The following is a 25,255-nucleotide window of genomic DNA, read 5'->3' as shown; positions in this document are numbered from 1 at the left end:
CCTTGCTCTACAGCTAAATTATGCGCCGACGAGATCCAGCGCGTCGTGGGCAATGACCCACTCTTCGTTGGTCGGGATAACCAGGGCCTTGGTGGAGCCAGCCTTGGAGATCTCGCCACCCTTGCCGAAGCGGGCTTTCAGGTTGGCGTCGTGGTCGACGTCAAAGCCCAGCAGCGCCAGCTTGTTCAGGGCCATCTCACGGATAGGAGCGGAGTTTTCACCGATACCACCGGTGAAGACCACGGCATCCAGACGACCATCCATGGCGGCAGCGTAAGCGCCGATGTACTTGGCCAGGCGGTAGCAGTAAACGTCCATGGCACGCTTGGCTTCTTCTTTGCTGTCGTAGTTGTCTTCGACGAAACGGCAGTCGGAAGTGACTTCAGTCAGACCCTGCAGACCGGACTCTTTGGTCAGCATGGTGTTGATCTCGGCCACGCTCATGCCCAGATTGTCATGAAGGTGGAAGATGATGGCCGGATCGATATCACCACAACGGGTACCCATCACCAGACCTTCCAGCGGGGTCAGACCCATGGAGGTGTCGACGGACTGGCCATTCTTGATGGCGCAGACGGAGCCGCCGTTGCCCAGGTGGCAGTTGATGATGTTCAGCTCGGAGACCGGCTTGTTCAGGATCTTGGCCGCTTCCAGGCTGATGTAGTAGTGGCTGGTACCGTGCATGCCGTAGCGACGGATGCCGTTCTCTTGGTAGAGTTTGTACGGCAGGGCATACAGGAAGGCTTCCTGGGGCATGGTCTGGTGGAAAGCGGTGTCGAACACGGCCACGTTCTTGTCGGCCAGATGCGGGAACACTTTCAGGGCGGCACGGATGCCGACCAGGTGGGCCGGGTTATGCAGCGGGGCCAGGGTGGCGCAATCTTCGATGCCCTGGACCACTTCGTCGGTGATGACCACGGAGGAGGTGAACTTCTCACCACCATGCACCACACGGTGACCGACGGCGATCAGGTTCTCGGCCAGGGCCGGATTCAGGGGCAGGATCTTGTTGACTATGAAGTCCAGCGCTTCCTGGTGGGCGGCACCGGCGCCGAGATCGGCACTGCCTTTCTCGCCGTTGAGCTTCCACTTGATGCGGGCATCGTCGAGACCGAAGCACTCGGCCAGGCCGGACAGCAGGTCGTCGCCTGTGGTGGCATCGATCACGGCAAACTTCAGGGAAGAGCTACCACAGTTAAGTACAAGAACCAGCTTACTCATGAATAAATCCTATCGCAGATTGGGTTGTGTAGGAGGACTGCACGGACGCAAAGGCGTCCAACATCTTCAACTTATCCTTATGAGGGTTGGCAATCTGTTGCTTGCCCCTTGTATAGTGATACAAGACCCGAAATCCTGACGCCTGCCGATGGGTGCCCGAGGGGTCACTGGCGGTAAAAATAGGCGGACAAAGGATAACCTCATTGTTGAAAAATAACAAAGTCATCCTAAACCTTTGCTATGTTCCATCAAATTTTTACGCGGTTTTGCCGTTAATACGTTCAAAATTAGCTCGGAGGTAATATGAGCATGAATTCTTTTGGAACTAAGTTACAGCAAGGCCGACATTATATGACGATTTGGCCGCGCCGTCCCGAGCTCAATCCGCTGTTTCCTGAAAACCGTGTCATCCGCGCCACCGAGTTTGCCCTCAAGGTGATCCCGGCCCTGGCCGTGCTCAGCATCATGCTGCAGTTCCAGTTTGGTCAGGATTACTACTGGCCTTCGGTCATCACCAGCGTGCTCTTCCTGCTCAGCCTGCCGCTGCAAGGTTATTACTGGCTCGGCCAGCGTGCCGCCACCCGCCTGCCGCCCTCTCTGGCCAGTTGGTACCGGGAGATCAATAGCAAGATGAACGAGCAGGGCGGCCGCCGTCAGCTGGTGGCCCAGCCTCGCTATGAAGAGCTGGCCGATACCCTCAACGCCGCTTTCAAGCAGCTCGATAAATCCTTCCTCTACGAGTGAGCCCAGCTCGATGCATCAAGGCGCCCCGGGGCGCCTTTTTTATCGGTCGGGTTGTGCATCGGCGGTACCCTCAGGCGGCCAGGATCTTGCGGATCTCCTGGATGGAGAGCTTGTACTGACGTGGACACTGGCGCCACACCGCCAGCATCCGCTGGTATTTGTCACCCATGGCAATGTCGCTGGAGAGTTCGTCGCAGGGGCAGTCCAGCTCGGGGAAGCGCTTGTCCACCTCGAGCAGGAAGCAGACATAGTCTGCCAGGGCGGCTTCCTGGCTGCGGCTGTAGCCGTTGAAGCGCAGTCGACTGGCTGCTATCTCCCCCTGATTGACCGGATCCAGGTTCCCCCAGGAGATGGCCAGGGCATGGTGCAGCTCCAGGGTGTCCAGCACCCCTTGGCAGGTGGCCAGATCCAGGTGGCCGAAGTGTTTTTCCAGCTCGAGGATCTGCAGGCAGTAACCCTTTTCGATGATGGTACTGGCGCGCTGATAGTGGGCAGCTTGCTCCGGGTTGAGCTTGGCCAGGATCTCGTACTGGTTGCTGAGGATCAGGCGCTCGGTGTGGCTCATGTTCATGGGTTTTCTCGCTGCAAGATGAAACTGGCACCAAGTTAACCCAGATATCAGATGAATTTTTTGATCTCGAAGGGGAGTTGTCGTCAAAAAACCTGGCGGTGAGTCGGGTCGTGCCCAACGTGGGGGTATCAAAGAGAGTGCGACACAACGGCACACAGCAAGAGAGGGCCCCGGGCCCTCTCTTGTTTCATCTGTCTCATCCCAGCCATGGCTGGGATGACAGCCCCGGTTGCGGGGATGGGCTTAGCCCTTGACGAAGTCCAGCACCACCTGGTGGTGGTTGCTGGTCTTGAACTTGTCGAAGCGGTGGACAATCTTGCCCTCCTCGTCGATGAGGAAGCTCAGGCGATGGATGCCGTCATACTCCTTGCCCATGAATTTCTTCGGGCCCCAGACCCCGAAGGCATCTGCCACGGCATGGTCTTCGTCGCTGAGCAGCCGGAAATTGAGGCTGTCGCGCTGTGCGAATTTTTTGAGGCGCGTGCTGGCATCCGGGCTGATGGCAAGCACCTCCACATTGAGGGCTGCCAGCTCCGCATTGACGTCGCGCAGGCCGCAGGCCTGGGTGGTACAACCCGGGGTCATCGCCTTGGGATAGAAGTAGACCAGTACCTTCTTGCCGCGCAGATCGCTCAGGCGAACTGGTTGGCCATCCTGATCTTGCAGGGTGAAATCGGGTGCCATGGCACCGGCTGACAAGGGGTTGATGGGTTCAATGGCGGACATCTTGGCTCCTTGGTGAAGCGGGCAATCGGGGGGATCCCACCTCAAGCATGCTTGCGGTGGATGATAAATTCGAACGACTCGGCGCCCAGGTTCTGACAGAAGGTCGCGAAGGCGGCCTCGGAATCGGTGACCTCGCCTGTGCGGGTCAGGTTGAGTTGAAAGGCGGCCTTGAAACGGTTGTAAGGCTGCTGCTCCCGGGTTTCGGTCTGCATGGCCTGGATGTCCCAGCCATGATCAATGAAGAACTGGGTGCACTGACTGACGATGCCCGGCTCGTCACGGATCAGGATCTCGGCACTGGCATTGGTGTCGTATTGCAGGGAGTGGTGGCGCTCGGTGCGCTTCATCATGGTGATGAGATCCCACTCCTGACTGCGCAGGGGCAGGCTTATTTCGAGCTGCATCAGGCTGTTCCAGTCACCGGACAGCAGCATGATGAAGGTGAATTCGTTGCCGAAGATGCCAAGGCGGCTGTCGACAATGTTGCAGCCACAGCCACTCACGTGGCGAGTCACTTCGTTTACTATGCCAGGCCTGTCCGTGCCGATGGCCGTTACGACCAGGTAATGCGTCATAAGTCCTCTCTCGTCCATTCATTATTCTGGCGCAAGAAGGCTCGGGTGAGCCGTGGTCCACGCAGGGGAACACCATTGCGGACATAGCGCCGTTTTGTGGCGGATGGTAACACGGCTTGCCACCTGCCTCCCTTGTTTTTCAAAGGGGTCAGCTTTACCATTACGCCCCTGAAAATCGGGAGAAATATCCATGTTACGCGGTAGTCTTGTCGCTCTTGTCACCCCTATGCTGGCTTCAGGTGAAGTCGATTGGGCCAGTCTGGCCCGTCTTGTCGAGTACCACGTGGCTGCCGGGACCTCGGCCATCGTCTCGGTCGGCACCACGGGGGAGTCGGTTACCCTGAGTGAGCAGGAGCATATCGCCGTTGTGGAAAGGACCGTGGCCCTGGCTGGCGGACGCGTGCCTGTCATCGCCGGTTGTGGCTCCAACAGCACGGCTCACGCTATCGCGCTCTCTCAACGTCTCGCCCAAACTGGCGTGGTAGCGGGTCTCTCTGTCACCCCTTATTACAATAAACCGACCCAAGAAGGTCTCTATCGTCACTATTGTGCGATCGCCGAGGCTAGTGGTCTGCCTCAAATTCTTTATAATGTGCCGGGGCGCACCTGTTGCGATCTCAAACCCGAGACAGTGGCTCGGCTGGCCAAGGTGCCGGGGATCATCGGCTTGAAAGAGGCAACCGGCGATCTGACGCGCACGCCGCTGCTGCGCGAGTTGTGTGGATCCGATTTTCTTCTCTACAGTGGCGATGATGCGACTGGATGTGATTTTATGCTGCAAGGGGGCGATGGGGTCATCTCCGTCACCACCAATATTGCGGCGGCCCAGATGGCCGACATGTGTCGTGCTGCCCTGACTGGCGATGCCGGTCTGGCCCATGACATCAACAATCGATTGATGCCGTTGCATCGGACTCTGTTCTGCGAGCCGAGTCCCATCCCCGTCAAGTGGGCATGTGCCCGATTGGGATTGATAGCGACGGCGACCCTGCGTCTGCCGCTGACCGACCTCACCCCCGAGGGCAAACAGGCGATGACGCAGGCTCTGACGACTGCGGAGTTGATGGCGAGTGTTTAAAACAAACGGAAAGGGAAGTGCAGTGCGTCTGGCCATGAGTGTGGTGACCCTGGCCGTACTGGCCGGTTGCAGCTCACCGGCAGAACGCAAGATGGCCAACCGTGGTTTCGAGTATGAGGAAGCCCGCCTGGAAGGCCGCGCTTTCCTGATACCTGCCGGGTTGCAGAGCCCCGCCTTTAACAGCGATTTCAATATCCCCGCCCTGCCCGAGAGCAGCCGCGAAGGCGCCATTGGCGCCAAGGTGGACGTGCGTCCACCCGCCCAGTTGTTGACTGTGGTACCGGGTAGCCAGGTGGTGGCCAATGCGGCCGACCCCACGGTCTCTTTCTATGCCCTGAGCACCCAGCAGGATATTCAGAATGATACCTGGGCCTTCCTGATGAACTTCCTGGCCAAATACAAGGTCACTACCGAGACGCTGGATCGCCAGAGCGGTGTACTGGAGACCGGCTGGTTCGACAACACTTTGGCGCTCGATGGCTGGGGTGAGGAAGATGACGATTATCAGATCCGTCAGCGTTACCAGTTTGTCTTGAAAAATGATCTCCAGCGCCATGCGGTCAACATGTCGGTGAAGGTGGTCGATCATGAAGAGATCCTCGACGGTGAGACCACGACCAGCCTGACGCCAGCCGAGGCCAAACGCTACGCGACCCGCGCCCTGAACCAGTTCTCCCTCTATTACGACAAAGAGCTCAAGGCGCGCGAGCAGCACAAATCCAGCGATGGCATGGCGTTGCAGCTCGGTCTGGACAACAACGATTTGAGCGCCTGGATTGCCGGGGGATCCTTCGATCAGGTGTGGCGTCGCCTCAACCAGATCCTGCCTGGCTACGGTTTCGTCATCAAGGATACCCAACAGTCTCTGGGCTGGATCGACGTCGAGTATGACGATCCGGGCAGCGATTTCTGGCAAGCCAAGGGGGCTGAGCCCTTCAAGCTGGAGGAGGATAAATACCGCTTCCAGCTCGGCGAGATGGCGGGGGGCAAGACCTCCATCACCCTGTTCGACAAGGATAAAAAACCTGTGTCGTCCGGGACTATCTCCCAGATGTATATCAGTCTGTCCGAGGCATTCGCCAAGGCCCAGGCCGATCAAGCCGCAGCAACAGCAGAATAGAAACAGGGGCCTAGTGCCCCTGTTTTATTAGGTTAATCCCCTACAAACTGGGGGCTTGCTTGGTGCGTGTGTTTGGCTAGTCCCCAGCAACAGGGGCCTGGCATGTGTGTTTTATCAACCCCCACAACAGGAAGTGTTAAAAGCCATGAGTCTTGCAGATCAAGTATTGGCGGTGAATGACGATTTACCGATCCGTACCGATAAACCTGTCCATTCCGGCAAAGTGCGCAGCGTCTACTGGTTGACCCAGGCAGACAGTGCCCGGCTCATCAGAGAGAAAGGCTATGATGTGCCGGCCGATGCGCCGCTGGCCATCATGGTGATCAGTGACCGTATCTCTGCCTTCGACTGCATCTGGCAGGGGGTGGACGGACTGAACGGCGTACCGGGCAAGGGCGCGGCACTCAATGCCATCTCCAGCCACTGGTTCAAGTTGTTCAAGGAGAAGGGACTGGCCGACAGCCACATCCTGGACATCCCGCACCCCTTCGTCTGGATAGTGCAAAAAGCCCGTCCCGTGATGATCGAGGCCATTGCCCGCCAGTACATCACCGGCTCCATGTGGCGTGCCTACAAGAATGGCGAGCGCGAATTCTGCGGTATCACACTGCCGGAAGGTCTGAATAAGGATCAGAAGCTGCCTGAGACCCTGATCACCCCCTCTACCAAGGGTGTGCTGACCGGTCTGGAAGGGGTGCCCGAGGCCGATGACGTCAACGTCTCCCGTGCCGACATTGAGCGCCACTACCAGGGCTTCAACTTCAGCAGTCTGGATGACATAGATCGCTACGAAGTGCTGCTCAAGGAAGGCTTCAGTGTCATCAGCGATGCCCTGGCCGCGCTGGATCAGGTCTTTGTCGACACCAAGTTCGAGTTTGGCTACGTCCATGATGCCGAAGGCCGCGAAAAGCTCATCTATATGGATGAAGTGGGCACCCCGGACAGCTCCCGCATCTGGGACGGCCCGGCCCTGCGCGAAGGCGAGATCATCGAGAAATCCAAAGAGGGTTTCCGTCAGTGGCTGCTGAACCACTTCCCGGATCCGGACATACTGCTCAACAAGCACCGCATGCCGGAACGCTTCGCCCTGGCTCGGGACAACAAGCTGCCTACCGAGGTGATGATGGATATCTCCAACACCTACGTGGGTATCGCCGAGAAGATCATCGGCCACAAGCTGGTGCGCAGTGCCAATCCCAAGCAGGAGATCATCGAGGTGCTGCGTGAGCAGTACGGCCTGATCGACTGAGGCTACGCTTTTTTATCGCCGAAAAACAAACGTTTGCTGGCGATGAAAGCAGCCAGCTGATAAATGAACGGGCCCCATTGCGGGGCCCGTTTTTTATTGCTGATCTGGCTTGGCAGCGAGGCCGCAGGGATCAAGCATTGACCCTGAACACCTGACCGGTCTGCACCCCGAGCACGGATTTCTGATAGGCCAGAGCCACTCGGGCGGCCGGCACGGGCTCGAAGCCGGGGAAGAAGGCTGCGTACTTATCCATCGACTCGGTCAACAGGGTCGGGCTCACCACATTGATGCGCAGCCCTTTGGGCAGCTCGCAGGCGGCCGCCTTGGCGAAGTGTTCTATGGCGCCGTTGATGGTGGTGGCACTGCTGCCCCAGTTGATGGGCTCTTCGCTCAATATGCCGCTGATCAGGGTGATGGAACCCCCTTCGTTCAGATAGGGAATGGCGGCGCGGGTCAGTTTGACTTGGCCCATCAGCTTGCTCTCCAGACCGAGTTGCCACTGCTCATCGGTCAGCTCGGTGAGAGGGGCGAAGGCCACATTGCCGCTGGCGACCACCAGAGCATCGAACTGGCCGATGCCTGCAAACAGGGCGGCGATGGAGGCACCATCCGTCATGTCGACGGTGGCATCCCCCTGGCTGCGGCCGACCCGGACAATCTCATGTTGAGTGGCCAGCAGGCTGCTGACGGCGGAACCGACTGTGCCACTGGCACCGACAATCACTATTTTCATGGCTGCACTCCTTGTTGGGATGTGTTGATAATAGCGCGCCAAAAAAGAAGAAAAAGCGCTTAAAATAAACCAATTGTTGTCATTTTGGAGTCAATTAAGTGGAGATAGGCCATCTATCGAGCTTCTATCAGGTAGTACTGAGGGGCAGTTTCTCGGCCGCAGCCGACGCACTGGGGGTGAGCAAAGGCATGCTCAGCCGCCATGTCAGCAGCCTGGAGCGCAGCCTCAATGCCCAGTTGTTGCAGCGTACCACCCGCAGGCTCAGCCTGACCGAGGCAGGCAAGACCCTCTACCAGCAGGCGGGTCAGATCTTTGCCCTGGCCCAGCAGGCTGAGCAGGACATACAGGCACTGACGGAAGAGGACAGCGGCCGATTGCGTTTCACCTGCCCGGTCAGCACCGGAGACAGGATGGCGGCCGAGCTGCTTGAGCGCTTCGCGCGCCTCTGTCCCGGGGTGACGGTCGAGTTCAACTTCACCAATACCGCCCTCGACATGCGCCAGGGGGAACATGACATCGCCCTGCGTGCCATGGAGCGGATCCCGGACAATCTGGTCGCCCTCTCGCTGGGACGGCTCAGGGATGTGGTGGTGGCGAGCCCGGCCTGGGTGGCGGGCCATGGTCTGCCGACGACCCCCTATGAACTCGCCGCCCACTCCTGTTTGCTGCAGGATCATAATCCAGCCTGGGAGCAGTGGCATTTCAACAGGGAAGGGGAGGAGGTCAGCATACTGGTGCAGGGCCGGGTGCGCGCCAATCACTACAGCACCCTGGTGCAACTGGCGGTGGCCGACATGGGGCCCACCAAGTGCCCGTTGATGCTGGTCGAGCCCCTGCTGGCCCGGGGCCAACTGAGCTTGCTGCTGCCCGACTGGCAAAGCGCGCTGCATCCCGTTCACATCCTCCATGCCCAGCAGCGGCGGGTACCGCGCAAGATCAAACTGTTCAAGCAACTGTTGCAGGCGTGGTTTCAGGAGCATCCGCACTATCTGGTGTGAGGGCGCGCAAGCCTTGGGTAAAACAGGGGGGATGAGGATATCCGCCGCACAGTGCGCAAATAACAATCCCCCCGGCCAGATGGCCACTCCTGGCTGTTATCTGCCTGTCACAAAGGCTCGTTAAGGTAGCGGGCCATGAGTGCAACAGATAATGGATGACAGGATGAACAGAGCATGGGGCCTTGCCCTGTTATTGGGCGCAGGGTCATGGAGTGCGGCCGCGCTGGCCGAGATCAGGGTATCGGTGCCTGCGCCGTTTCAGCTGCTGGCGGTGCAAGAGGGCAAGATCCTCGATGAGCACAACGCCACCCTGAAGGAGGGCGTCGCTCAGCTGCTGATCCGCTATGACGGGGTGGAAGAGAGCCGCACCAGCAGCGACAACGACACCCATCATCTCTCTGAGCCGCAGGTGGTTCGGGTCGAACGCCACAGCGGTCAGCTGCAACTGCTGCCGGATGTCTCCGGTGCACTGAACAGTGGCGAGCAGATGGCCGCCTTTGCCAAGGCGCCCAAGCTTAGCCTGGATGATGGTCAGGGCCAGCCGGTCGCCTTCACTCAGGATGAGCTGGCCAGCCAGGGTCTGCAACTGGGCATCGATTGGCCCGAGCGCCTGGCCGATTACAACCGGGATGGCGGGGTTGCGGCGCTGGCACTGATCGCCCCGGCGCAGGCCGTGCAGGGGGTGAGCCCTCGGCCGCTGAGCGCCAGCGGCCTGGAAGCCCAGTTGCAGCAACTGTTCCTGCAGGCCGATCCGGCGCTGCGCAAGCGCTTCATCGGCTGGGCCGTTCCTCAGCTCTAGTGTCGTGGCGAGCAGGAGAGCGCGCTTGCCGTCCGCTCTCCTGCTTTCCTTGCCAAAGCGCATACAGTAAGGTGGGCCCACATCAGTGCCCCCTTAACCGCGCCGAGGTTTTCATGTTCGAACTGCATCCCCGCCTGGCCGCCGACACCCGAGTGCTCGGCGACTTGCCCCTGTGCCGTGTCTTGCTCGCCAAAGAGAGTCAGTATCCCTGGTTGATCCTGGTGCCCAGGGTTGCCGATCTGCGGGAAATCCATCATCTGGCTCCCCTTCAGCAGCAGCAGTTGATGCAAGAGTCCTGCGCCGTCGCGACCTTGATGGAGCAGCGCCTGCGCCCTGACAAACTCAATGTGGCGGCCCTCGGCAATCTGGTGCCCCAACTGCATTTGCATCATGTGGCGCGCTTCATCGCCGACAAGGCCTGGCCGGGTCCCATCTGGGGGGCTCACCCGGTCATCGCCTATGATCCACAAGTTTTGGCGAGCGAGGCCGATACATGGCGGACGGCGCTCGCCACCCTCGTCGACTTCACTCCAGTCAATGCTGATGAGTGACTCAAGAGGGCGCTGGCTCCCAGCCTGATGGCAAGGAGCAGTGCGCGCCGCCGAGTTGTGCTATAGATAAGCCCATTTTCGCCGTTCAGGAAGAGATCATGATAGTAACGAGAGCCGATGACGATACCGTGCTGACCACGGAAGATGTACTACTGAGCCTGTGCAACTCGGTCACCAAGGTGCTGAGTGCCGCCAGCCAGAGTCAGGTACGCTTCTCCGGCATGGTGCAGAAAATAAGCAAGACCTGTCTCAAGCCCGACATCGGTTGCTTCGTGCTGTTCGACGGCGGTTTCTCCGGTTTGGTGGTGATCAACTTCTCTGCCGCCGCGGCCATGGAGCTCTACGAGAGCTACATGCTGAGCATGGGCCTCTCCAAGGCGGATCTCGCCATCTCCCACACCTCCGACGAGGTGAGCAACGTGATGGGGGAGTTGATGAACCAGATAGTCGGCAACTTCACCCACAAGGTGGGTCGCGATCTGGAGACTCACATCACCCAGAACCAGCCCAAGATGCTGGCCCTGAACAAGCAGGTGATGTTGAGCGTCGATACCAACCTGGATAATCCCGAGTCGCGCCGTGTCACCTTCTTCACCGCCCGCAACAACATCTTCTATCTGGAGTTGGCGATGGACAAGGCGGAGTTCATCCGTCTGCACAATGAGGGACGGGATCAGGAGGAGCTGAGCCCGGACGAGCTGATTGCCCTCACCAAACAGGGCCAGGTGGCGCCGCCGAGCGCCGCTCCCAAGGCCGCAATGGCCAACGATCATGACGATCTGCTCGACTCCCTCGGCCTCTAGTTCCGGGTTAGCGAGTGCTCGCCAGCGTGGGCCGACCGCCCACCCCTGATGCAAGAAGGCCACCCCAGGGTGGCCTTCTTGCTATGAGCTCAGCACTCAGAAGTTGTAGAGCAGGCCGGCGCTCAGGGAGCTGGCGTTACTGTCATAGAAGCTGATGTCCGAATCGGCCTTGGCATAGCTGGCGCTCACCACTCCGGACAGGGGGGCGACCCCGAACAGCTGGTGCCAGAAGAAGGATCCACCGAGGGCGAACTCTTTGGCATCGGCGCGTCGGCCAAAGATGGGCTGGACGGCATCGTAGTCACGCTGGCCCAGATAGAGGTTGCTGACCAGAGACCATTGGCTGCCCTTGACGCCATAGCTCAGCTGCACACCTGTGCTGTCATAGCTCTCGGCGCGGCCATCGAGATCCGCCTGCTTGTAGACCAGTGCAGGCTCGAGCAGCTGACCCGGGGCAAAGCGCCACAGGTAACCGAGTTCAAATGCATACTCATGACCGTTGCGATCCAGCTGCTGGGCGACATCGCGGCCATAGCGTTCGCCGCTGTGTTCGTTGTCGATATCAATCTTGCGCACCGTCGCCTTGCCGTTGAAATTCGAGCCCCAGATCTTGTCCCAGCTCAGACGTATGCCGCGGGAGCTGCGATCCGTAGTCTCTCTGTCTACCCCGGTGGCGAAGGGATCCTGCCACTGTTCGGTGGGCAGGGCACTGAACACGTAAGAGCCGGCGATGATGCCCTTGTCGCCAAGTTGCTGCCGCACCCCGAACTGCTGGGTGAAGTCGAAACGCACCGCATCCTGGATAAGGTTACCGAGGAACAACTGGGTACGGGAGTCGGCGAAGGTGTAACGCAGATCCGCATTGATCAGGGGGGTCAGGCCATCGGAGCGCTCGGCCGAGCCCAGGTTGTCGATGCGGTCATGACTGTCATGTCCCTTGTAGAAGTTGGATTCGTAGCTGCTGGCGTTGATGCCACCGAGCAGGAAGCCGGAGAAACCAGACTGTGCCGGGATCTCGATGATCTCGGCATGAAGGGGACCTGCGGCCAACAAGCCGAGACCGAGCAACAGACTCTTGTGCATTTCTCACTCCTCAAACGAGAACGTTTCAAACTAATAAGCGATGGGCATTATAGGGCGCTGATGGGCGGCTGTCTGCGCCAATGGAGGCTGTTTTGGCCGAGGCGTGATGCCCCATTCTACTGAGTTTTTTGTCAGGTAAAGGGCGGGGGAGCCGGGCTCTTGCTTCCTCCGGGGCTGACCAGGAGCAGATCGCCGCATGGACGCCAGTGGGGCTTGGCTCACAAAGGCGGGGGCGAGGCGCCATCCCCGTGAGGGAGGGCAAGCGTTCCGGCGTTGAGGCTGGTATTCTGGGAAGCGAATAACGGGGAGAAAACAACGAGATGAAGCAGATTAAATCCTGGGCCCAGTATTATGTAGATCTGATGACCAAGCTGGGACTGGTGCGATTCAGCATGTTCCTGGCGGCGGCCATCATAGTGCTGGCGGTTTCCATCCAGATGGGGGTGACCCTGTTTCTGCGCGGCACCATCGATGTGGTCGATCTGGTGCGCTCCGTCTTCTTCGGTCTGCTGGTCACCCCCTGGGCCGTTTACTTTCTCTCCATCGTGGTGGATCAACTCGAGGACTCCCGGCAACGGCTGAGCCGTATGGTGCGCAAGCTGCAAGAGATGCGCGAGCGCGACCTCGAACTCAACAGCCAGCTGCAGGAGAACATCAGTCGTCTCAACGTCCAGATAGCCGAGACCAACCGGGCCGAGACTCTGCGCCAGCAGGCCATCGAAGATCTGGAGAATGAGGTGTTTCAGCGCGAGAAGGCCCAACTGCACCTGGGGGAGCGCACCGCCCTGTTGCGATCCTTCATCGATTGCTCCCCGGATCTGGTCTATTACCGCAACGAGGACGAGCAGTTCTCCGGCTGCAATACCGCCATGGAGCAGCTCACCGGCCGGGTCGAGGCTGAGCTGATCGGTCTGACGCCATTTGATGTCTACAAGCTGGATATCGCCAATAAAGTGGTGGAGACCGACCGACAGGTATTCGCCACCAATGAACCCATGACCTATGAGCAGTGGCTCGAATATCCCGATGGCCGCAAGGCTTACTTCGAACTGCGCAAGGTGCCCTTCTTCGACCGTTTCGGCAAGCGGCTCGGCCTGCTCGGCTTTGGCCGTGACATCACCGAGCGCAAGCAGTATCAGGACAAGCTGGAGAAGGCGAGTCGTGACAAGACCACCTTCATCGCCACCATCAGCCACGAGCTGCGCACCCCCCTCAATGGCATAGTGGGCCTGAGCCGGATGCTGATGGACACGCCGCTCTCTCCCGCCCAGCACCAGCAGCTCAAGACCATCCACCTGAGCGCCGTGACGCTGGGCAACATCTTCAACGACATCATCGATCTCGACAAACTCGACCGGCGCAGGCTGGAGATAGTACCGACCCGCATTGACCTGCCCGCCTTCCTCGATGAGCTGGAGACCCTGTCGCGCATCCAGGCCGAGCAGAAGGGGCTCTATCTGCATTTCGACCGGGATGGCGACATGCCGCAGTTCGTCATGGCCGACGGAACCCGCTTGCGTCAGGTGCTGTGGAATCTGGTGGGCAACGCGGTCAAGTTCACCGACGAGGGGGGGGTGACCATCCGTTGCCTCGCCCATGAGGGCGAAGCGCCGGGCAAGCTGGCACTGCACTTCGAGGTGGAAGACACCGGCATCGGCATCCCCCGTCCCCAGCAGGAGAAGATCTTCGCCATGTACTACCAGGTGGAGGGGCAGAAGCATGCCACCGGCACCGGTATCGGTCTCGCGGTCTCCCGCCAGTTGGTGCAATCCATGGGGGGTCAGCTCTATGTGGACAGCGATGTCGGGGAGGGCTCCTGCTTCACCGCCGAGCTGGAGGTGGCCTGCGTCGAGCCGGTGAGCGAACCCGAGTCCCCCGACAGTGGTCTCACCCTCGACATACTGCTGGTGGAGGATGTCGAGCTCAATGTCACCGTCGCCTGCGCCCTGCTCGGTAAACTGGGGCATGAGGTCAAGGTGGCCCGCACCGGCAGTGAGGCCATCGCCATGGCCAATCCGGATGATTTCGATCTGATCCTGCTCGATATCCAGCTGCCTGACATGACCGGATTCGATGTCGCCAGTACCCTGCTGGACCAGTATGGTGACAGCCTGCCCCCCATGGTGGCGCTGACCGCCAACGTCACCGGTGATCGTCAGTATTACCTCGCGCGCGGCATGCAGGATGTGATCAACAAGCCGCTGCGCTCCCAGGCGGTGCGCGCCGTGATCGCTCACCTGTTTGCCGATCTGGCCGACGAGGAGGCTGAGGCCGCCACCGAGCAGACGCAGCAGAACGACTTGCTGGATCTGGGCTTTTTGACTGACTACGCCGACACGGTCGGCAAGCCGATCCTGCTGTCGAGCGTGGATCTGTTCGAGAAGATGATGCCGGACTACATGGCCGTGCTCGACTCGAACATGATTGCCAGGGATCAGGCGGGAGTCGTGGAGGAGGCCCACAAGATCAAGGGCGCCGCCGGCTCCATCGGCCTGCGCCGCCTGCAACAGCTGGCCCAGCTGATCCAGACCCCGGATCAGCCCGCCTGGTGGGAGAATGTGGAAGACTGGATTGAATCGCTGCGTCTTGCCTATCCCGGCGACATAGCCCGACTACGCCGCTGGCTGCAGGAGTGACCCCATGTACCAGACCCTGATCCCGGCCCTGCGCATCCATCCCCGGATCCTGCCTGAGGGGGAGGAAAGCCTGCTGGCGGCGACCGAGTTTGACAGGGCCCGCATCGTCCAGGCGGCGCCGGTGCGCCGCCTGCAGCAAAAGACTCAAGTGTTCCCTCTTGATGTCAAGGCCTCGGTGCGTAGCCGGCTGACTCACTCCCTGGAGGTGCAGGAGACCGGCCGCCAGATCAGTCGCCAAATTTTAGGGGCACTGCCCCTGGATGCCGTCTGCCCCTGGTCGTTTATCAATCTGGTGGAGATGGCCTGCCTGCTCCATGACGTGGGCAACCCGCCATTCGGCCATTTTGGTGAGCAGGTGATGGGGCAGTGGCTCGGCGAACAGCTCGATCCTCTGTTTGCGATGGCCGTGGGGCAGGGGAGCGAGCAGTGGCCGCTATTGCGCGCCGACCTGCTCGGCTTTGATGGCAATGCCCAGAGCCTGCGCCTGGTGCACAGCCTGCATGAGCTCAACCTGACCCTGGGGCAGCTGGCTGCCTTGTGCAAATACCCGGAGCAGCTCAGCCACGCCGGCGGCCAGGCCCAGCATCATGGCTGGGCGACCAAGCGCGGCATCTTCTTCAGCGAGCAACCCCTCTATGCACAGTTGAGCCTGAGCCTGGGGCTGGCCCCTGGCTGTCGTCACCCTTTGGTCTACATCATGGAGGCGGCGGATGACATCTCCTACTGCATCGCGGATCTCGAAGATGCGGTGGACAGGCGCATTCTCAGCCAGAGCGAGCTGAGGCGCGCCTTGGCGTGGGCCGACGAGGGGGAGTATATGCAGGCCTTGTTGCAAGAATCCCGACAGGCGCCCGAGGGGTTCTTCCCTCATTTCCGGCAGCGGCTGACCGATGATCTGGTGGCCCTGGCGGCGCAGACCTATCTGGCGGAGCATGAGGCTATCCTCTGCGGCAGTTACCCCCATGCGCTGCTCAGTGGCCAGGCCCCGGCGGCCCGGGTGCTCGAGACCCTGAAGCAAGTGGCCCGTGAACAGGTGTTCATGCGCCCGGAAGTGGAGGCGCTGGAGCTCGAAGGCTATGCCGCCCTGCGTGGCGTGCTGTCGACCTACTCCTGCCTGCTGGCCTTGCCAGAGCCCCAGTTTGCCCGCTTGCTGGCAGGAGCGGGGGGGGCCGAACTCTTCTTCGCCCGTCGCCTGTTCCACCGCTTGTCGGCGCGCCACCTCAAGGCATACCGCCTGGCGGTGGCAAGCTTGGATGCGCGTTTCCAGAGTCGCGCCGAGCAGGAGTGGTATTACCGGATGCGGTTGCTGCTCGATTACGTCAGCGGCATGACGGATACCTATGTGCTGGAGGAGTACCGGCTGCTCTCCGGCATCTGAGGCGGTCATCCCTGCAGTGACAGGCTGAAGTGGTCTCCCTCCCCAGATGGGGGTGAGGGCAAGGGGGACGCTTGAATTGAATCCGCTGCTTTTTTACACTCTCGACACTTGTTCCACTTTTCACGTTAAGGAGACGAATATGCAACATTCAATGTTCAACGTTGCGACTCGACACGGCACTGACCGTGTGTCCGTTCGTACCCTTTTGCCGCGTGGAGTGAGCAGGTAACACTGTCACTATTTATCACCCGCGGTTCTTCCGCCGGGTGAATTTCCCCGCTCTTCGGGAGAACTGCAACGTTCAAACGGAGAGATCATATGTCTATCGAACTGACCCTGCTGCGTGGCGCCGCGCGCCTCATCGAGTTTCGTATCACCCGTATCGAGCAGCGCCGTACCCTGCTCAACCTCTCGCCCGCCCTGCTCAAAGACATTGGGCTGGAAGGAGAGGCCGTGCAGGTTTCCCACCTGCGTGAGCGGGAATACCAAACCGATTACCGGCTTGGGAATCGAATAACCTGATGGATGGGGGCCTTGCCCCCATCCCGGCTAACAGCGGGCCCCCGGGGCCCGCTTCGCCGAAAATCACCTATCCCTTCCCGAAAATCACCTATCCCTTCCCGATAATTCTCCTCATGAACCCTAGCCACCGGTCCGATAAGTTCTGAAGGGCCATCTGGTAGCGAGTCCAGTGGCTGCCCCTGCCAGTTGTGACTGTGATAGTCTCGAACCTGGTTGGCAAGGATCCGCCCCGCCATCAGCAGAGCTCGCTACAGGTAGCATCCGCTGGCCGCCAGACTCATCGACGCAGCGCTCAAGCGCTCTCCCCGGAACAAGGATGTTCATGAAAATTGCCGCAAAATTGTTACTCGCCTTCGGTTTCGTCAATCTGCTGATCCTGCTGTCAGCGGTACTCATTCATCATCAACAAAACAAGATAAGTGCCTCGGAACAGGCACTGATGCACCAGGCCCTGCCCGCCTTGCAGCGAGATGAAGCGAGTCAGAAGGCGCTGGTGGCCACCGTCTCAGCCCTGCGTGGTTATCTCATCCTCGGAGAGGATCCCGCCCAGGCACAGCGGCTCAAGCAGGAGTGGCAGGATGCCTGGCTGCGCATCGAGGGACAGACCATGGCCCCGGCGCTGGGCGAGCGCTTGGCCGCCTTCAAGCTGAGTCAGCAGCAGCTGTGGGATCTGGCCCACACCGATGACAACCTGCCTGCCCATACCCTGATGCTGCAAGAAGCCGGTCCCCTGGCGGAGGCTGCCCTGGATCAGCTGCAATCCTTCACCAACGAGGAGGTGGCGAGCGAGGAGAGCCTGCTGCCCGGAGACAGACGCCGCCTGCTCAAACAGGTGGGGGATGCCTATAACGGTCTATCCAACGCACTCTCGGCGCTGCGTGATTACCTCATCTCGGGGGAGGCTGACTACCGTCAGAAGTATCAGGATTACTACCAGTTCCACCGCCAGCGGGTCGCGGAGATCGGGGGGCAGGCTGCCGACTTCACCGAGGCGCAGAAGAGGCTTTGGGGGCTGTTCGAGGAGATGTCGACCCCCTTCAGTGACCTGGTCGGGCAGGTGATCGCCAAGCGTCAGGCGCCAGACTGGAACAGAGCCAACTATCTGATGGCCAAAGAGATAGAGCCTGCGCTGCACGAGCTGGCCGGCCAGCTTGCGGATCAGGTCAGTCAGACCCATGCCGAGGTGGCGCGAATGGGGGCGCAGATGGATGGTGCCAGTAGCCGTATTCGCACCATGTTGATCGCCTCTACCCTGGCCGTCTTGCTGCTCAGCACCCTGGTGGCCTTCTGGCTCAGTCGCCATCTGACGGGGGACATCCGTCTGCTCGAGCGCCGTGCCAGTCTGGTGGCATCCGGCTGCCTGCCCACCGAACCACTGCCGGTGCGCCGCCGTGATGAGCTGGGGGGACTGACCGGTTCTCTGAACCAGATGTCGGCCCAGTTGCGCCAGCTGGTGGCCGATATCCAGGGCGCGGTCAACCAGGTGGAGGGGGCCTGCGGTGAAGTGAGTCACACGACTCGCACCATAGTGGCGGATCTCGCCAGCCAGCATCAGCGGGTGGGCAATGTCGCCGCAGCCATTGACCAGATCTCGGTCACCAGCGAAGGGGTGGCGGGCAGCATTGCCCAGGCCGCCCGCGCCGCGGCGGATGCCGAAGTGCAGAGCCGGGCCGGGGATCAGGCACTCGGCCAGATGGTGGATACCATGGGCGCCATCGCCGCCATGATAGCCGAGGCCAATGACGCCATGATGCGGCTTAGCGCCCAGAGCGAGCAGGTGGGCAGAGTCACCGAGGTGATCGCCACCATCGCCGAGCAGACCAATTTATTGGCTCTCAATGCCGCCATCGAGGCGGCGCGGGCCGGTGAGCAGGGGCGAGGCTTCGCCGTGGTGGCCGACGAGGTGCGCCAGTTGGCCAGTCGCACCAGCCAATCCACCGCCGAAATAAGCCAGACCATCGCCAGTATCCAGCAGCAGACCCGTCAGACCGTGGCCACGGTGCGCGGTGGCACCCTGTTGGTGGAGGAGGGGAGCCGCGCGGTCGACAGCGTCAGTCAGACCCTGCAGGGGGCCATCGGCCAGGTACAGGCGCTCTGCCTTCAGCTTGCCACCATCGCCACGGCCACTGAGCAGCAATCGCGCACCGCCCGGGAAGTGGCGGGCACCGTGGAGGAGATAGCCGGGCTCAGCGCCCAGTCAAGCCACCATAGCCAGCAAGGGGAGGCCATCGTTGCCCGCCTCGCTCAAGACACGGGGCGGCTCAGTCTGGCGATCAGCCGCTTCGAATTGCAATGACCTGATCCACAACGAGAAGGCCCCGCAACCTGTCAGGTTGCGGGGCCTTGTTATATTGGCGGATCCTGTGCCCGCTGGGGCGCTATCAGTCCAGACGACGGAAGACCTGGTTGTCGACGCTGCTGCTGCTTTCCTGATTGAGCAGGCTGACCAGCAGAGAGGGTGCGCGTCTCACCATCGGGATTTATGTCAGTCCAGACGGCGAAAGGCCTGGCTGTCGACGCTGCTGCTGGTTTCCTGATTGAGCAGGCTGACCAGCAGAGAGGGTACGCTTCTCGCCATCGGGATTTATGTCAGTCCAGACGACGGAAGGCCTGGTTGTCGACGCTGCTGCTGGTTTCCTGATTGAGCAGGCTGACCAGCAGAGAGGGTGCGCGTCTCACCATCGGGATTTATGTCAGTCCAGACGGCGAAAGGCCTGGTTGTCGAAGCTGCTGCTGGTTTCCTGATTGAGCAGGCTGACCAACAAGATGGCCCGCTTCTCGCCGTCCGGCTCCAGATAGATGGCCTCGAATCCGGCCAGGGGACCCGATTCGATGAGCACCTTGTCGCCCTGATTCGGCAGGCAGGCATAGCTGGCCCTCGCCTCATCGCTGTCATCCTTGCTCATCAGCTGGTAGACCAATTGGCTGGAGATGGGGGTCCACTCCCGACCGAAGTGGATGATGCGACTGATGCCCCGGGTCGATTTGAGGGTCACCGGAGTGACCTCCTCGAGGTCCACATAGATGAACAGGTAGTTCGGGAACATGGGCTCGCGCACCGGTACGCGTTTGCCACGGCGCAGCTTTTCGACTTCCACCATGGGGTAATAGGATTCAATGCCCTGAGCTGCCAAATGGACTCGTGCGCGCGCCTCTTCCTTGGGCTTGCAGTAGGCCAGATACCATAGTTTCATGCTTGTTATTTCTTATCGTGATCGTGCCCGAGGCTATGATAGCGGCAGCGATAAAAAAGGCCACGTTGACGTGGCCTTTTTTGCTGGTGTGGCGGGTTGCTTACCAGCCCTTGACCAGTCCGCCGTTGAACAGCGCCATGCCTTTCTGGTAAACCTCATCGGTCTGGAACGCTTGCACGAACTGTTTGACCTTCTCGTCATCCTTGTTGTCTTCACGGGCGACGATCAGGTTGACGTAGGGGGACTCTTTATCTTCAACAAAGAGACCATTCTGGGTCGGAGTCAGCCCAATCTGACCGGCGAAGGTGTTGTTGATGATGGAGAGAGAGACATCTTCCAGGGAGCGCGGCAGCTGGGCGGCTTCCAGTTCGACAATCTTGAAGTTGCGTGGATTGGCCGTGATGTCCAGCACAGTCGCTTCCAGACCGGCGCCCTCTTTCAGAGTCAGCAGACCCTGTTTCTCCAGCAGGATCAGGGAGCGGCCCAGGTTGGTCGGATCGTTCGGGACGGCAATCTGGTCGCCATCTTTCAGTTCGCTCAGGGCTTTTATCTTCTTGGAGTAACCGGCAATCGGGTAGACGAAGGTGTTGCCGACCGGCACCAGCTTGAAGCCGCGATCACGGATCTGGGCATCCAGGTAAGGTTTGTGCTGGAAGGCGTTGATGTCGATGCTGCCATCGTTCAGGGCCACGTTGGGGGTGACATAGTCGGAGAAGGTCACCACTTCGACGTTCAGACCATATTTTTCTTTGGCAATCTTGGCGGCAGTCTCGATAAGTTCGGTCTCGGGACCGGCGATGGCGCCCACTTTCAGGGTCTGGCTCTCTTCTTTCTGGCCGCAAGCGGTCAGTACCAGGCCAGCCAGCAGGGCCGCCGCGATGGATTTAATGCCTAATTTCATAAAAACCTCCTGTTTAGAAATCGATGCTCAGCGATGATCGCATTGCTTGACCAGACGCTCACCTGCGCTCTGGATGAGTTGAACCAGTACTACCAGAATGGCCACGGTGACCAGCATGACGGTTGGGTCGAAACGCTGGTAGCCGTAACGGATCCCCACATCACCCAGACCGCCCCCCCCGATGGCACCGGCCATGGCGGAGTAGTTCACGAGTGTGACGAGGGTGATGATGACGCTGTTGAGGATGCCGGGCAGGGCCTCGGGCAGCAACACCTTGGTGATGATTTGCAGCGGCTTGGCGCCCATGGCCTTGGCGGCCTCGAGCAGGCCATCCGGCACTTCCATCAGGGCCCCTTCCACCAGGCGGGCGATGAAGGGCACGGCGCCTATGGTCAGCGGCACTATGGCCGCTATGGTGCCGATACTGGTGCCGACGATGAGTCGGGTCAGCGGTATGATGGCGACCAGCAGTATGATGAAGGGCACCGAGCGACCTATGTTGACCACGATGCCAAGCAGGCGGTTCAACAGCGGGTTGGCCAGGATCTGACCCGGTTTGGTCACATAGAGAGCGACGCCCAGGGGCAGGCCGAGCAGGCAACCGAACAGGGCCGAGGCTGACACCATGACAAGGGTGTCGCCCAGCGCCGTGATGAGCAGATTAATCATGGCGTCGGACATAACCCATTACCTCCAGCTGAATGCGAATGTTGATCAAGGCGTACGTCTGATTGGCCCCAGGAGCCGTGAACAGCGGACTAGTCATGGCGTCGGACATAACCCATTACCTCCAGCTGTATATGGTTGTCGATGAAAAACTGTTGGGTGGCCGCGCACTGGGCCTCGTCACCAAATACCTCGGCCAGCAGGAAGCCGAACTTGACGCCCCCGGCGTATTCGATGTCCGCCGCCAGGATGCTGATGTCGACATTGAAACGGCGACTCACCTCGGAGATGAGCGGGCTGTCGACGCTGGCACCGGTGAAACCGAGCTTGAACAGCGGATAGCTGTTGGCAACCCGGGTCGGGGTCATGCGGTCCTGGTACTCCTGGGGCACATCCAGGTGGATGGTGGAGTGGATAAAATCGCGGGCCAGCTGGGTCTTGGCGTTGCTGAAGAACCAGGCGACCTCGCCCTGCTCAATCAGACTGCCGTCACTGATGATGGCGACCTCGTCGCAGATGCCTTTCACCACATCCATCTCATGGGTGATGAGCAATATGGTCAGTCCCAGCTTGACGTTGATCTCTTTGAGCAGGGTCAGGATGGAGCGGGTGGTCTGGGGATCCAGGGCCGAGGTGGCCTCATCGCACAGCAATACCTTGGGGGCAGGTGCCAGGGCACGGGCGATGGCGACTCGCTGTTTCTGACCGCCGGAGAGCTCGGACGGATAGGCATGGGCGCGCGCCTCCAGGCCAACCAGTGCCAGCAGCTCATCGACCCGGCCCTTGATGCGGGCCTTGTCCCAACCGGCCAGTTCCAGGGGGAAGGAGACATTGGCAAAGACGGTGCGCGAAGAGAGCAGGTTGAAGTGCTGGAAAATCATGCCGATCTGACGGCGTGCCAGGGTCAGCTCGGCTTCGCCGAGGGCGGTCAAGTCCTGGCCATCGACCACGACCTGGCCACTGGTGGGGCGCTCGAGCAGGTTGACGCAGCGAATGAGGGTGCTCTTGCCGGCGCCGGAGGCACCTATCACACCGAAAATCTTGCCCTGGGGTACATGCAGGCTCACGTCACGCAGGGCGTGTACGGCATCACTGCCTTTCCCGTAGACTTTGTTGAGGGCATTCAACTTGATCATGGATTCTTCCGTGCCAAAGCCTTAAAGCACAGGGCGCTACAGGCGGGTAAATTGGGCAGAGGTTACACTGGGTTTGCTCTGTCATCATGGTGGATGATGCTAAGATGTCTGGATGGCTATGTCAATGCGTGTTTCTACGTCTAGACGTCTAAAATATGGATATCCATAGTCGGATATTCCCTATAGAAAAACCGCTCCGAAGAGCGGTTCAGGTCACCTGGAACAGGTGAGAGAGGCAACTCCCTCGGGGACTATTGGGTCTGGCTGCTGTTTGCCTCCTGGCTCTGCTCCTTGAGGAAGCTTATCCAGGGGGTGGCACGGCCGCTGACCTGGCCATTCTGGGCGGCCTGGGTAAAGGCGGTAAGCGCCTGCTGGGGTTTGTCCTGTTCGAAGTAGGCGACCCCGGTCAGGAACTTGAGGTCGGCCCGCTGCTCACCGCTGGCATTGCCCGCCGGCTTGCCCGCCAGGGCGACCAGATCCTGATAGCGCTTGCTCTGGATCATCATGCGCGCCATCTTGAGCTGCAGCTCGGCGTTGGGCGCCTGGCGGTAGGCCGTCATCATGGTATCGATGGCCGGGTTGAGCTCCTTGGCCTGATGCCAGTAGTTGGCCAGGGTCTTGAGGTTCGCCACGCTGCGCTCTACCTGACCCGCCTTCATGGCCTGCTCCAGTACGCGGGCGCCGCGATGGGGAATGCCGGCGAAGGCGAGGTAGTTGGCCAGGCGCAGCAACTCGGCCTGCTCGGTCAACATGCCAAGCCGATAGGCGCTCTCCAGGGCGGACAGCGCCTTGGCATCATTACCCGCCTGCATATACATGGCCGAGAGCTGGGTCCAGTACTTCTTCTTCTCCGGGAACATGCCGACCAGGGTAGTCAATACCTCGGTGGCTGGCTTGTACTGTTTCAGCTCGTAGTGGGCCCCCATCTTGAGCAGATACCAGGACTCCGGCGCCTTGCCCGCCGACAGCTTGATGGCACTGTCCACTGCCGGAATGGCTTCCCGATACTGCTTGAGCTGGACATGGGCATTGGCCAGGGTGATGTAGGCATGGGGGGTTGGCTTGTCATCCTTGCCAAGGTTGGCAAACCACGCCTTCATGGTCGTCACGGACCCCTTGAAATTGCCATCGGCCATATAAAGCTGGGCCAGGTTGTAACGCACCTGCTGGGCCACGGGTTGGGGGAGACCGCCGGTCGCAATGGCATCGGCGAAGTATTTGGTCGCCTTGCCGTATTGATCCTGCTGGGCCGCCACGAAGCCCAGGGTTTGCAGTATCACCCCCTTGTCATAGACCTTCTCGCCAGCCCCCGACAGGGCTTCTTGCAGCTTGGCATTGGCCTCGCCATATTTCTTGGCGGCAATCAGCTCCTGAGCCTTGTTGACCGCGCGGTAGGCTCGGTCAGAGAGGGAGGGTTGTTCGGCGGCCCAGCTGGCTGTGCTCATCAACACGGCCAGGGCGACCGGGGCCAATATCCCCTTGTGTAATTTGTTCATCGCCACCTTCCTTAGTTGACCGCGAATTCGATCTCTTGCTGCATGCGACTCGCCTGCGGCTTGCCATCGACCATGGCCGGTTTGAATGTCCACTTGGCCACGGTTTTACGCGCCTCTTTGCCGAGGTCGTAGCTGCGGGGCTGTTCCTTGACGACCCGGACATTGCTGACGGTGCCCCGTTCGGTAACGGTAAACTCCAGCAGCACCTTGCCCGATGCCAGGCCCGCCAGGGCGGCCTTGCGCGGCATCATGGGTTCGAAGGTTGCCAGTGGTATGGCACCGTTATTGCCGCCCAGACCACCCCCACCGCCACCGGTGCTGTAGGCGCCGAGGGCATTGCCCCCGGCGATGTTGACCGGCAAGTCCAGCTTGGGCATGTCCATGGCCATGGTCTGCATCTGCGGCTTGTCCGGGCTCGACACTTCCATCTCGGGAGGAGGTGGCGGGCGCTTGGGCGGCGGCGGTTTGGGCAGTTCTCTCTGTTTCTCTTGCAGCGTCTCCTGGGGCTTGAGGCGGACAAAATCGACCATGCTGACGTCGTCTTGTTCCAACAGCTCCCGGCGATCCTGGTTAACCAGCTTGTCCATTCCCCAGAACAGGCCGAATACCACCAGAAAAGCGGCTGCGAAGGATATCAGGTATCTCATTGGTGACCCCTGGCATCAGCCTTCTTTGTTGGCCGCGATGGAGATGTTCTGCACCCCGGCCATGCGGATCTGATCCATGACTTCCACCACGATACCGGACTTGGATTCGGTATCGGCCTGGATCACCACGGCGCCCTCCGGGTTCTCGGCACGCAGCCGCTCGATGTTGGCACGCACCGCGCCCACCTCGACCTGACGCTTGTCGACCCAGACCTGACCGTTCTCACGCACGGCCACCATGATGTTGCCCTTCTTGACCGTTTCGGCGGTATTGGCGCTGGGGCGATTGATCTCGACCCCGGCCTCCTTGACGAACGAGGTGGTGACGATGAAGAAGATCAGCATGATGAACACTATGTCCAGCATGGGGGTCATATCGATCGCCGCCTCGTCTGCGCTGCTTGCGCTGTGACGCTTTCTCATAGCAA

25 protein-coding genes and 1 pseudogene are annotated in these 25,255 nt (G+C 60.2%); 12 read left to right on the top strand and 14 right to left on the bottom strand.

Annotated elements, in window-relative coordinates:
- Nucleotides 1-18: 18 nt before the first annotated feature.
- Nucleotides 19-1,221 (bottom strand): acetate kinase, encoded by a 1,203-nt coding sequence (locus M2366_RS18895; protein ID WP_042040335.1) that lies wholly within the window; start codon nt 1,219-1,221, stop codon nt 19-21.
- Nucleotides 1,222-1,524: 303 nt separating this feature from the next.
- Between M2366_RS18895 and yfbV the strand changes: the two genes are divergently transcribed.
- Nucleotides 1,525-1,965, top strand: coding sequence for a terminus macrodomain insulation protein YfbV (gene yfbV / locus M2366_RS18890; protein ID WP_042040332.1), 441 nt, complete (start codon nt 1,525-1,527; stop codon nt 1,963-1,965).
- Nucleotides 1,966-2,035: 70 nt separating this feature from the next.
- On the opposite strand, the gene M2366_RS18885 is transcribed toward yfbV, so the two are convergent.
- The 3 genes from M2366_RS18885 to M2366_RS18875 form a co-directional block, all read right to left on the bottom strand.
- Entirely contained in the window at nt 2,036-2,536 is a 501-nt protein-coding gene (locus M2366_RS18885) for a YfbU family protein (protein ID WP_259237994.1), read from the bottom strand.
- A 243-nt stretch (nt 2,537-2,779) separates the two neighbouring features.
- Nucleotides 2,780-3,244: a thioredoxin-dependent thiol peroxidase gene (gene bcp / locus M2366_RS18880; protein ID WP_259270405.1), complete on the bottom strand. Its 465-nt coding sequence runs from the start codon at nt 3,242-3,244 to the stop codon at nt 2,780-2,782.
- Between the two features lie 59 nt (nt 3,245-3,303).
- On the bottom strand, nt 3,304-3,837 hold the full coding sequence (locus tag M2366_RS18875; protein ID WP_224432138.1) for a glycine cleavage system protein R: 534 nt from the start codon (nt 3,835-3,837) through the stop codon (nt 3,304-3,306).
- 190 nt (nt 3,838-4,027) lie between these two features.
- Here M2366_RS18875 and dapA point away from each other — a divergent pair, with 190 nt between their 5' ends.
- The 3 genes from dapA to M2366_RS18860 all read left to right on the top strand — a co-directional run bounded on the left by dapA (nt 4,028) and on the right by M2366_RS18860 (nt 7,284).
- Nucleotides 4,028-4,915, top strand: coding sequence for a 4-hydroxy-tetrahydrodipicolinate synthase (dapA, locus tag M2366_RS18870; protein ID WP_259237992.1), 888 nt, complete (start codon nt 4,028-4,030; stop codon nt 4,913-4,915).
- A complete protein-coding gene (gene bamC / locus M2366_RS18865) occupies nt 4,908-6,035 on the top strand; it encodes an outer membrane protein assembly factor BamC (protein WP_157013878.1) in 1,128 nt (375 codons plus the stop codon). The genes dapA and bamC overlap by 8 nt, the downstream gene beginning before the upstream one ends.
- Before the next feature lie 145 nt (nt 6,036-6,180).
- Nucleotides 6,181-7,284: a phosphoribosylaminoimidazolesuccinocarboxamide synthase gene (locus M2366_RS18860; RefSeq protein WP_042040325.1), complete on the top strand. Its 1,104-nt coding sequence runs from the start codon at nt 6,181-6,183 to the stop codon at nt 7,282-7,284.
- Nucleotides 7,285-7,414: 130 nt separating this feature from the next.
- Here the strand turns inward: M2366_RS18860 and M2366_RS18855 are convergent, their stop codons facing one another.
- Nucleotides 7,415-8,017 carry a short chain dehydrogenase gene (locus M2366_RS18855; RefSeq protein WP_259270402.1) on the bottom strand — a complete coding sequence of 201 codons (603 nt, stop codon included), beginning with the start codon at nt 8,015-8,017 and terminating at the stop codon, nt 7,415-7,417.
- Nucleotides 8,018-8,115: 98 nt separating this feature from the next.
- Between M2366_RS18855 and M2366_RS18850 the strand changes: the two genes are divergently transcribed.
- From M2366_RS18850 to M2366_RS18835, 4 genes are all read left to right on the top strand, one after another.
- Nucleotides 8,116-9,015 carry a LysR family transcriptional regulator gene (locus M2366_RS18850; protein ID WP_259270401.1) on the top strand — a complete coding sequence of 300 codons (900 nt, stop codon included), beginning with the start codon at nt 8,116-8,118 and terminating at the stop codon, nt 9,013-9,015.
- A 163-nt stretch (nt 9,016-9,178) separates the two neighbouring features.
- Nucleotides 9,179-9,814 (top strand): DUF2057 domain-containing protein, encoded by a 636-nt coding sequence (locus M2366_RS18845; protein ID WP_259270400.1) that lies wholly within the window; start codon nt 9,179-9,181, stop codon nt 9,812-9,814.
- A gap of 113 nt (nt 9,815-9,927) precedes the next feature.
- Nucleotides 9,928-10,365: an HIT domain-containing protein gene (locus M2366_RS18840; RefSeq protein WP_259237981.1), complete on the top strand. Its 438-nt coding sequence runs from the start codon at nt 9,928-9,930 to the stop codon at nt 10,363-10,365.
- A 98-nt stretch (nt 10,366-10,463) separates the two neighbouring features.
- Entirely contained in the window at nt 10,464-11,168 is a 705-nt protein-coding gene (locus tag M2366_RS18835) for a DUF3334 family protein (RefSeq protein ID WP_042040320.1), read from the top strand.
- 96 nt (nt 11,169-11,264) lie between these two features.
- Here the strand turns inward: M2366_RS18835 and M2366_RS18830 are convergent, their stop codons facing one another.
- Nucleotides 11,265-12,251 (bottom strand): DUF2860 domain-containing protein, encoded by a 987-nt coding sequence (locus tag M2366_RS18830; protein ID WP_259270399.1) that lies wholly within the window; start codon nt 12,249-12,251, stop codon nt 11,265-11,267.
- Nucleotides 12,252-12,571: 320 nt separating this feature from the next.
- On the opposite strand from M2366_RS18830, the gene arcB reads away from it, so the two are divergent.
- The 4 genes from arcB to M2366_RS18810 all read left to right on the top strand — a co-directional run bounded on the left by arcB (nt 12,572) and on the right by M2366_RS18810 (nt 19,083).
- Nucleotides 12,572-14,887 (top strand): aerobic respiration two-component sensor histidine kinase ArcB, encoded by a 2,316-nt coding sequence (arcB, locus tag M2366_RS18825; RefSeq protein ID WP_259270398.1) that lies wholly within the window; start codon nt 12,572-12,574, stop codon nt 14,885-14,887.
- A 4-nt stretch (nt 14,888-14,891) separates the two neighbouring features.
- The gene (gene dgt / locus M2366_RS18820; protein ID WP_259270397.1) at nt 14,892-16,265 is read left to right on the top strand and encodes a dGTPase; all 1,374 of its coding nucleotides are present in this window, start codon (nt 14,892-14,894) and stop codon (nt 16,263-16,265) included.
- A 318-nt stretch (nt 16,266-16,583) separates the two neighbouring features.
- Nucleotides 16,584-16,787 (top strand): DUF1127 domain-containing protein, encoded by a 204-nt coding sequence (locus M2366_RS18815; RefSeq protein WP_005892507.1) that lies wholly within the window; start codon nt 16,584-16,586, stop codon nt 16,785-16,787.
- Nucleotides 16,788-17,109: 322 nt separating this feature from the next.
- Complete coding sequence (locus tag M2366_RS18810; RefSeq protein ID WP_259270396.1) at nt 17,110-19,083, top strand: methyl-accepting chemotaxis protein; 1,974 nt, start codon at nt 17,110-17,112, stop codon at nt 19,081-19,083.
- Nucleotides 19,084-19,272: 189 nt separating this feature from the next.
- Here M2366_RS18810 and M2366_RS19870 read toward each other — a convergent pair.
- From M2366_RS19870 to M2366_RS18770, 8 genes and pseudogenes are all read right to left on the bottom strand, one after another.
- A pseudogene (locus tag M2366_RS19870) lies at nt 19,273-19,375 on the bottom strand (transcription/translation regulatory transformer protein RfaH); the annotation flags it as partial.
- A 105-nt stretch (nt 19,376-19,480) separates the two neighbouring features.
- The gene (rfaH, locus tag M2366_RS18800) at nt 19,481-19,981 is read right to left on the bottom strand and encodes a transcription/translation regulatory transformer protein RfaH (protein WP_042039791.1); all 501 of its coding nucleotides are present in this window, start codon (nt 19,979-19,981) and stop codon (nt 19,481-19,483) included.
- Between the two features lie 100 nt (nt 19,982-20,081).
- Complete coding sequence (gene metQ, locus M2366_RS18795; RefSeq protein WP_042039790.1) at nt 20,082-20,882, bottom strand: methionine ABC transporter substrate-binding lipoprotein MetQ; 801 nt, start codon at nt 20,880-20,882, stop codon at nt 20,082-20,084.
- Nucleotides 20,883-20,909: 27 nt separating this feature from the next.
- A complete protein-coding gene (locus M2366_RS18790; RefSeq protein ID WP_042039789.1) occupies nt 20,910-21,563 on the bottom strand; it encodes a methionine ABC transporter permease in 654 nt (217 codons plus the stop codon).
- 77 nt (nt 21,564-21,640) lie between these two features.
- Nucleotides 21,641-22,684 (bottom strand): methionine ABC transporter ATP-binding protein MetN, encoded by a 1,044-nt coding sequence (metN, locus tag M2366_RS18785; protein ID WP_259270395.1) that lies wholly within the window; start codon nt 22,682-22,684, stop codon nt 21,641-21,643.
- A gap of 251 nt (nt 22,685-22,935) precedes the next feature.
- Complete coding sequence (locus M2366_RS18780) at nt 22,936-24,180, bottom strand: lipopolysaccharide assembly protein LapB (protein ID WP_042039787.1); 1,245 nt, start codon at nt 24,178-24,180, stop codon at nt 22,936-22,938.
- An 11-nt stretch (nt 24,181-24,191) separates the two neighbouring features.
- Nucleotides 24,192-24,827 (bottom strand): energy transducer TonB, encoded by a 636-nt coding sequence (locus M2366_RS18775; protein WP_042039786.1) that lies wholly within the window; start codon nt 24,825-24,827, stop codon nt 24,192-24,194.
- A 15-nt stretch (nt 24,828-24,842) separates the two neighbouring features.
- Nucleotides 24,843-25,250 carry a biopolymer transporter ExbD gene (locus M2366_RS18770; RefSeq protein ID WP_005892521.1) on the bottom strand — a complete coding sequence of 136 codons (408 nt, stop codon included), beginning with the start codon at nt 25,248-25,250 and terminating at the stop codon, nt 24,843-24,845.
- Between the last annotated feature and the right edge of the window lie 5 nt (nt 25,251-25,255).

The organism is Aeromonas sp. BIGb0405 (assembly GCF_024807335.1).
GTDB lineage: Bacteria > Pseudomonadota > Gammaproteobacteria > Enterobacterales > Aeromonadaceae > Aeromonas > Aeromonas rivuli.
Note: the sequence above shows the minus strand (reverse complement) of the source record. Positions and strands in the feature narration are given on the sequence as shown.

Bases quoted from the DNA above. Each gene is read 5' to 3' on its own strand.
- M2366_RS18895 (WP_042040335.1), bottom strand. From the start codon at position 1,221: ATGAGTAAGCTGGTTCTTGTACTTAACTGTGGTAGCTCTTCCCTGAAG.
- yfbV (WP_042040332.1), top strand. From the start codon at position 1,525: ATGAGCATGAATTCTTTTGGAACTAAGTTACAGCAAGGCCGACATTAT.
- M2366_RS18885 (WP_259237994.1), bottom strand. From the start codon at position 2,536: ATGAACATGAGCCACACCGAGCGCCTGATCCTCAGCAACCAGTACGAG.
- M2366_RS18875 (WP_224432138.1), bottom strand. From the start codon at position 3,837: ATGACGCATTACCTGGTCGTAACGGCCATCGGCACGGACAGGCCTGGC.
- dapA (WP_259237992.1), top strand. From the start codon at position 4,028: ATGTTACGCGGTAGTCTTGTCGCTCTTGTCACCCCTATGCTGGCTTCA.
- M2366_RS18860 (WP_042040325.1), top strand. From the start codon at position 6,181: ATGAGTCTTGCAGATCAAGTATTGGCGGTGAATGACGATTTACCGATC.
- M2366_RS18855 (WP_259270402.1), bottom strand. From the start codon at position 8,017: ATGAAAATAGTGATTGTCGGTGCCAGTGGCACAGTCGGTTCCGCCGTC.
- M2366_RS18845 (WP_259270400.1), top strand. From the start codon at position 9,179: ATGAACAGAGCATGGGGCCTTGCCCTGTTATTGGGCGCAGGGTCATGG.
- M2366_RS18840 (WP_259237981.1), top strand. From the start codon at position 9,928: ATGTTCGAACTGCATCCCCGCCTGGCCGCCGACACCCGAGTGCTCGGC.
- M2366_RS18835 (WP_042040320.1), top strand. From the start codon at position 10,464: ATGATAGTAACGAGAGCCGATGACGATACCGTGCTGACCACGGAAGAT.
- M2366_RS18830 (WP_259270399.1), bottom strand. From the start codon at position 12,251: ATGCACAAGAGTCTGTTGCTCGGTCTCGGCTTGTTGGCCGCAGGTCCC.
- arcB (WP_259270398.1), top strand. From the start codon at position 12,572: ATGAAGCAGATTAAATCCTGGGCCCAGTATTATGTAGATCTGATGACC.
- dgt (WP_259270397.1), top strand. From the start codon at position 14,892: ATGTACCAGACCCTGATCCCGGCCCTGCGCATCCATCCCCGGATCCTG.
- M2366_RS18815 (WP_005892507.1), top strand. From the start codon at position 16,584: ATGTCTATCGAACTGACCCTGCTGCGTGGCGCCGCGCGCCTCATCGAG.
- M2366_RS18810 (WP_259270396.1), top strand. From the start codon at position 17,110: ATGAAAATTGCCGCAAAATTGTTACTCGCCTTCGGTTTCGTCAATCTG.
- rfaH (WP_042039791.1), bottom strand. From the start codon at position 19,981: ATGAAACTATGGTATCTGGCCTACTGCAAGCCCAAGGAAGAGGCGCGC.
- metQ (WP_042039790.1), bottom strand. From the start codon at position 20,882: ATGAAATTAGGCATTAAATCCATCGCGGCGGCCCTGCTGGCTGGCCTG.
- M2366_RS18790 (WP_042039789.1), bottom strand. From the start codon at position 21,563: ATGTCCGACGCCATGATTAATCTGCTCATCACGGCGCTGGGCGACACC.
- metN (WP_259270395.1), bottom strand. From the start codon at position 22,684: ATGATCAAGTTGAATGCCCTCAACAAAGTCTACGGGAAAGGCAGTGAT.
- M2366_RS18780 (WP_042039787.1), bottom strand. From the start codon at position 24,180: ATGAACAAATTACACAAGGGGATATTGGCCCCGGTCGCCCTGGCCGTG.
- M2366_RS18775 (WP_042039786.1), bottom strand. From the start codon at position 24,827: ATGAGATACCTGATATCCTTCGCAGCCGCTTTTCTGGTGGTATTCGGC.
- M2366_RS18770 (WP_005892521.1), bottom strand. From the start codon at position 25,250: ATGAGAAAGCGTCACAGCGCAAGCAGCGCAGACGAGGCGGCGATCGAT.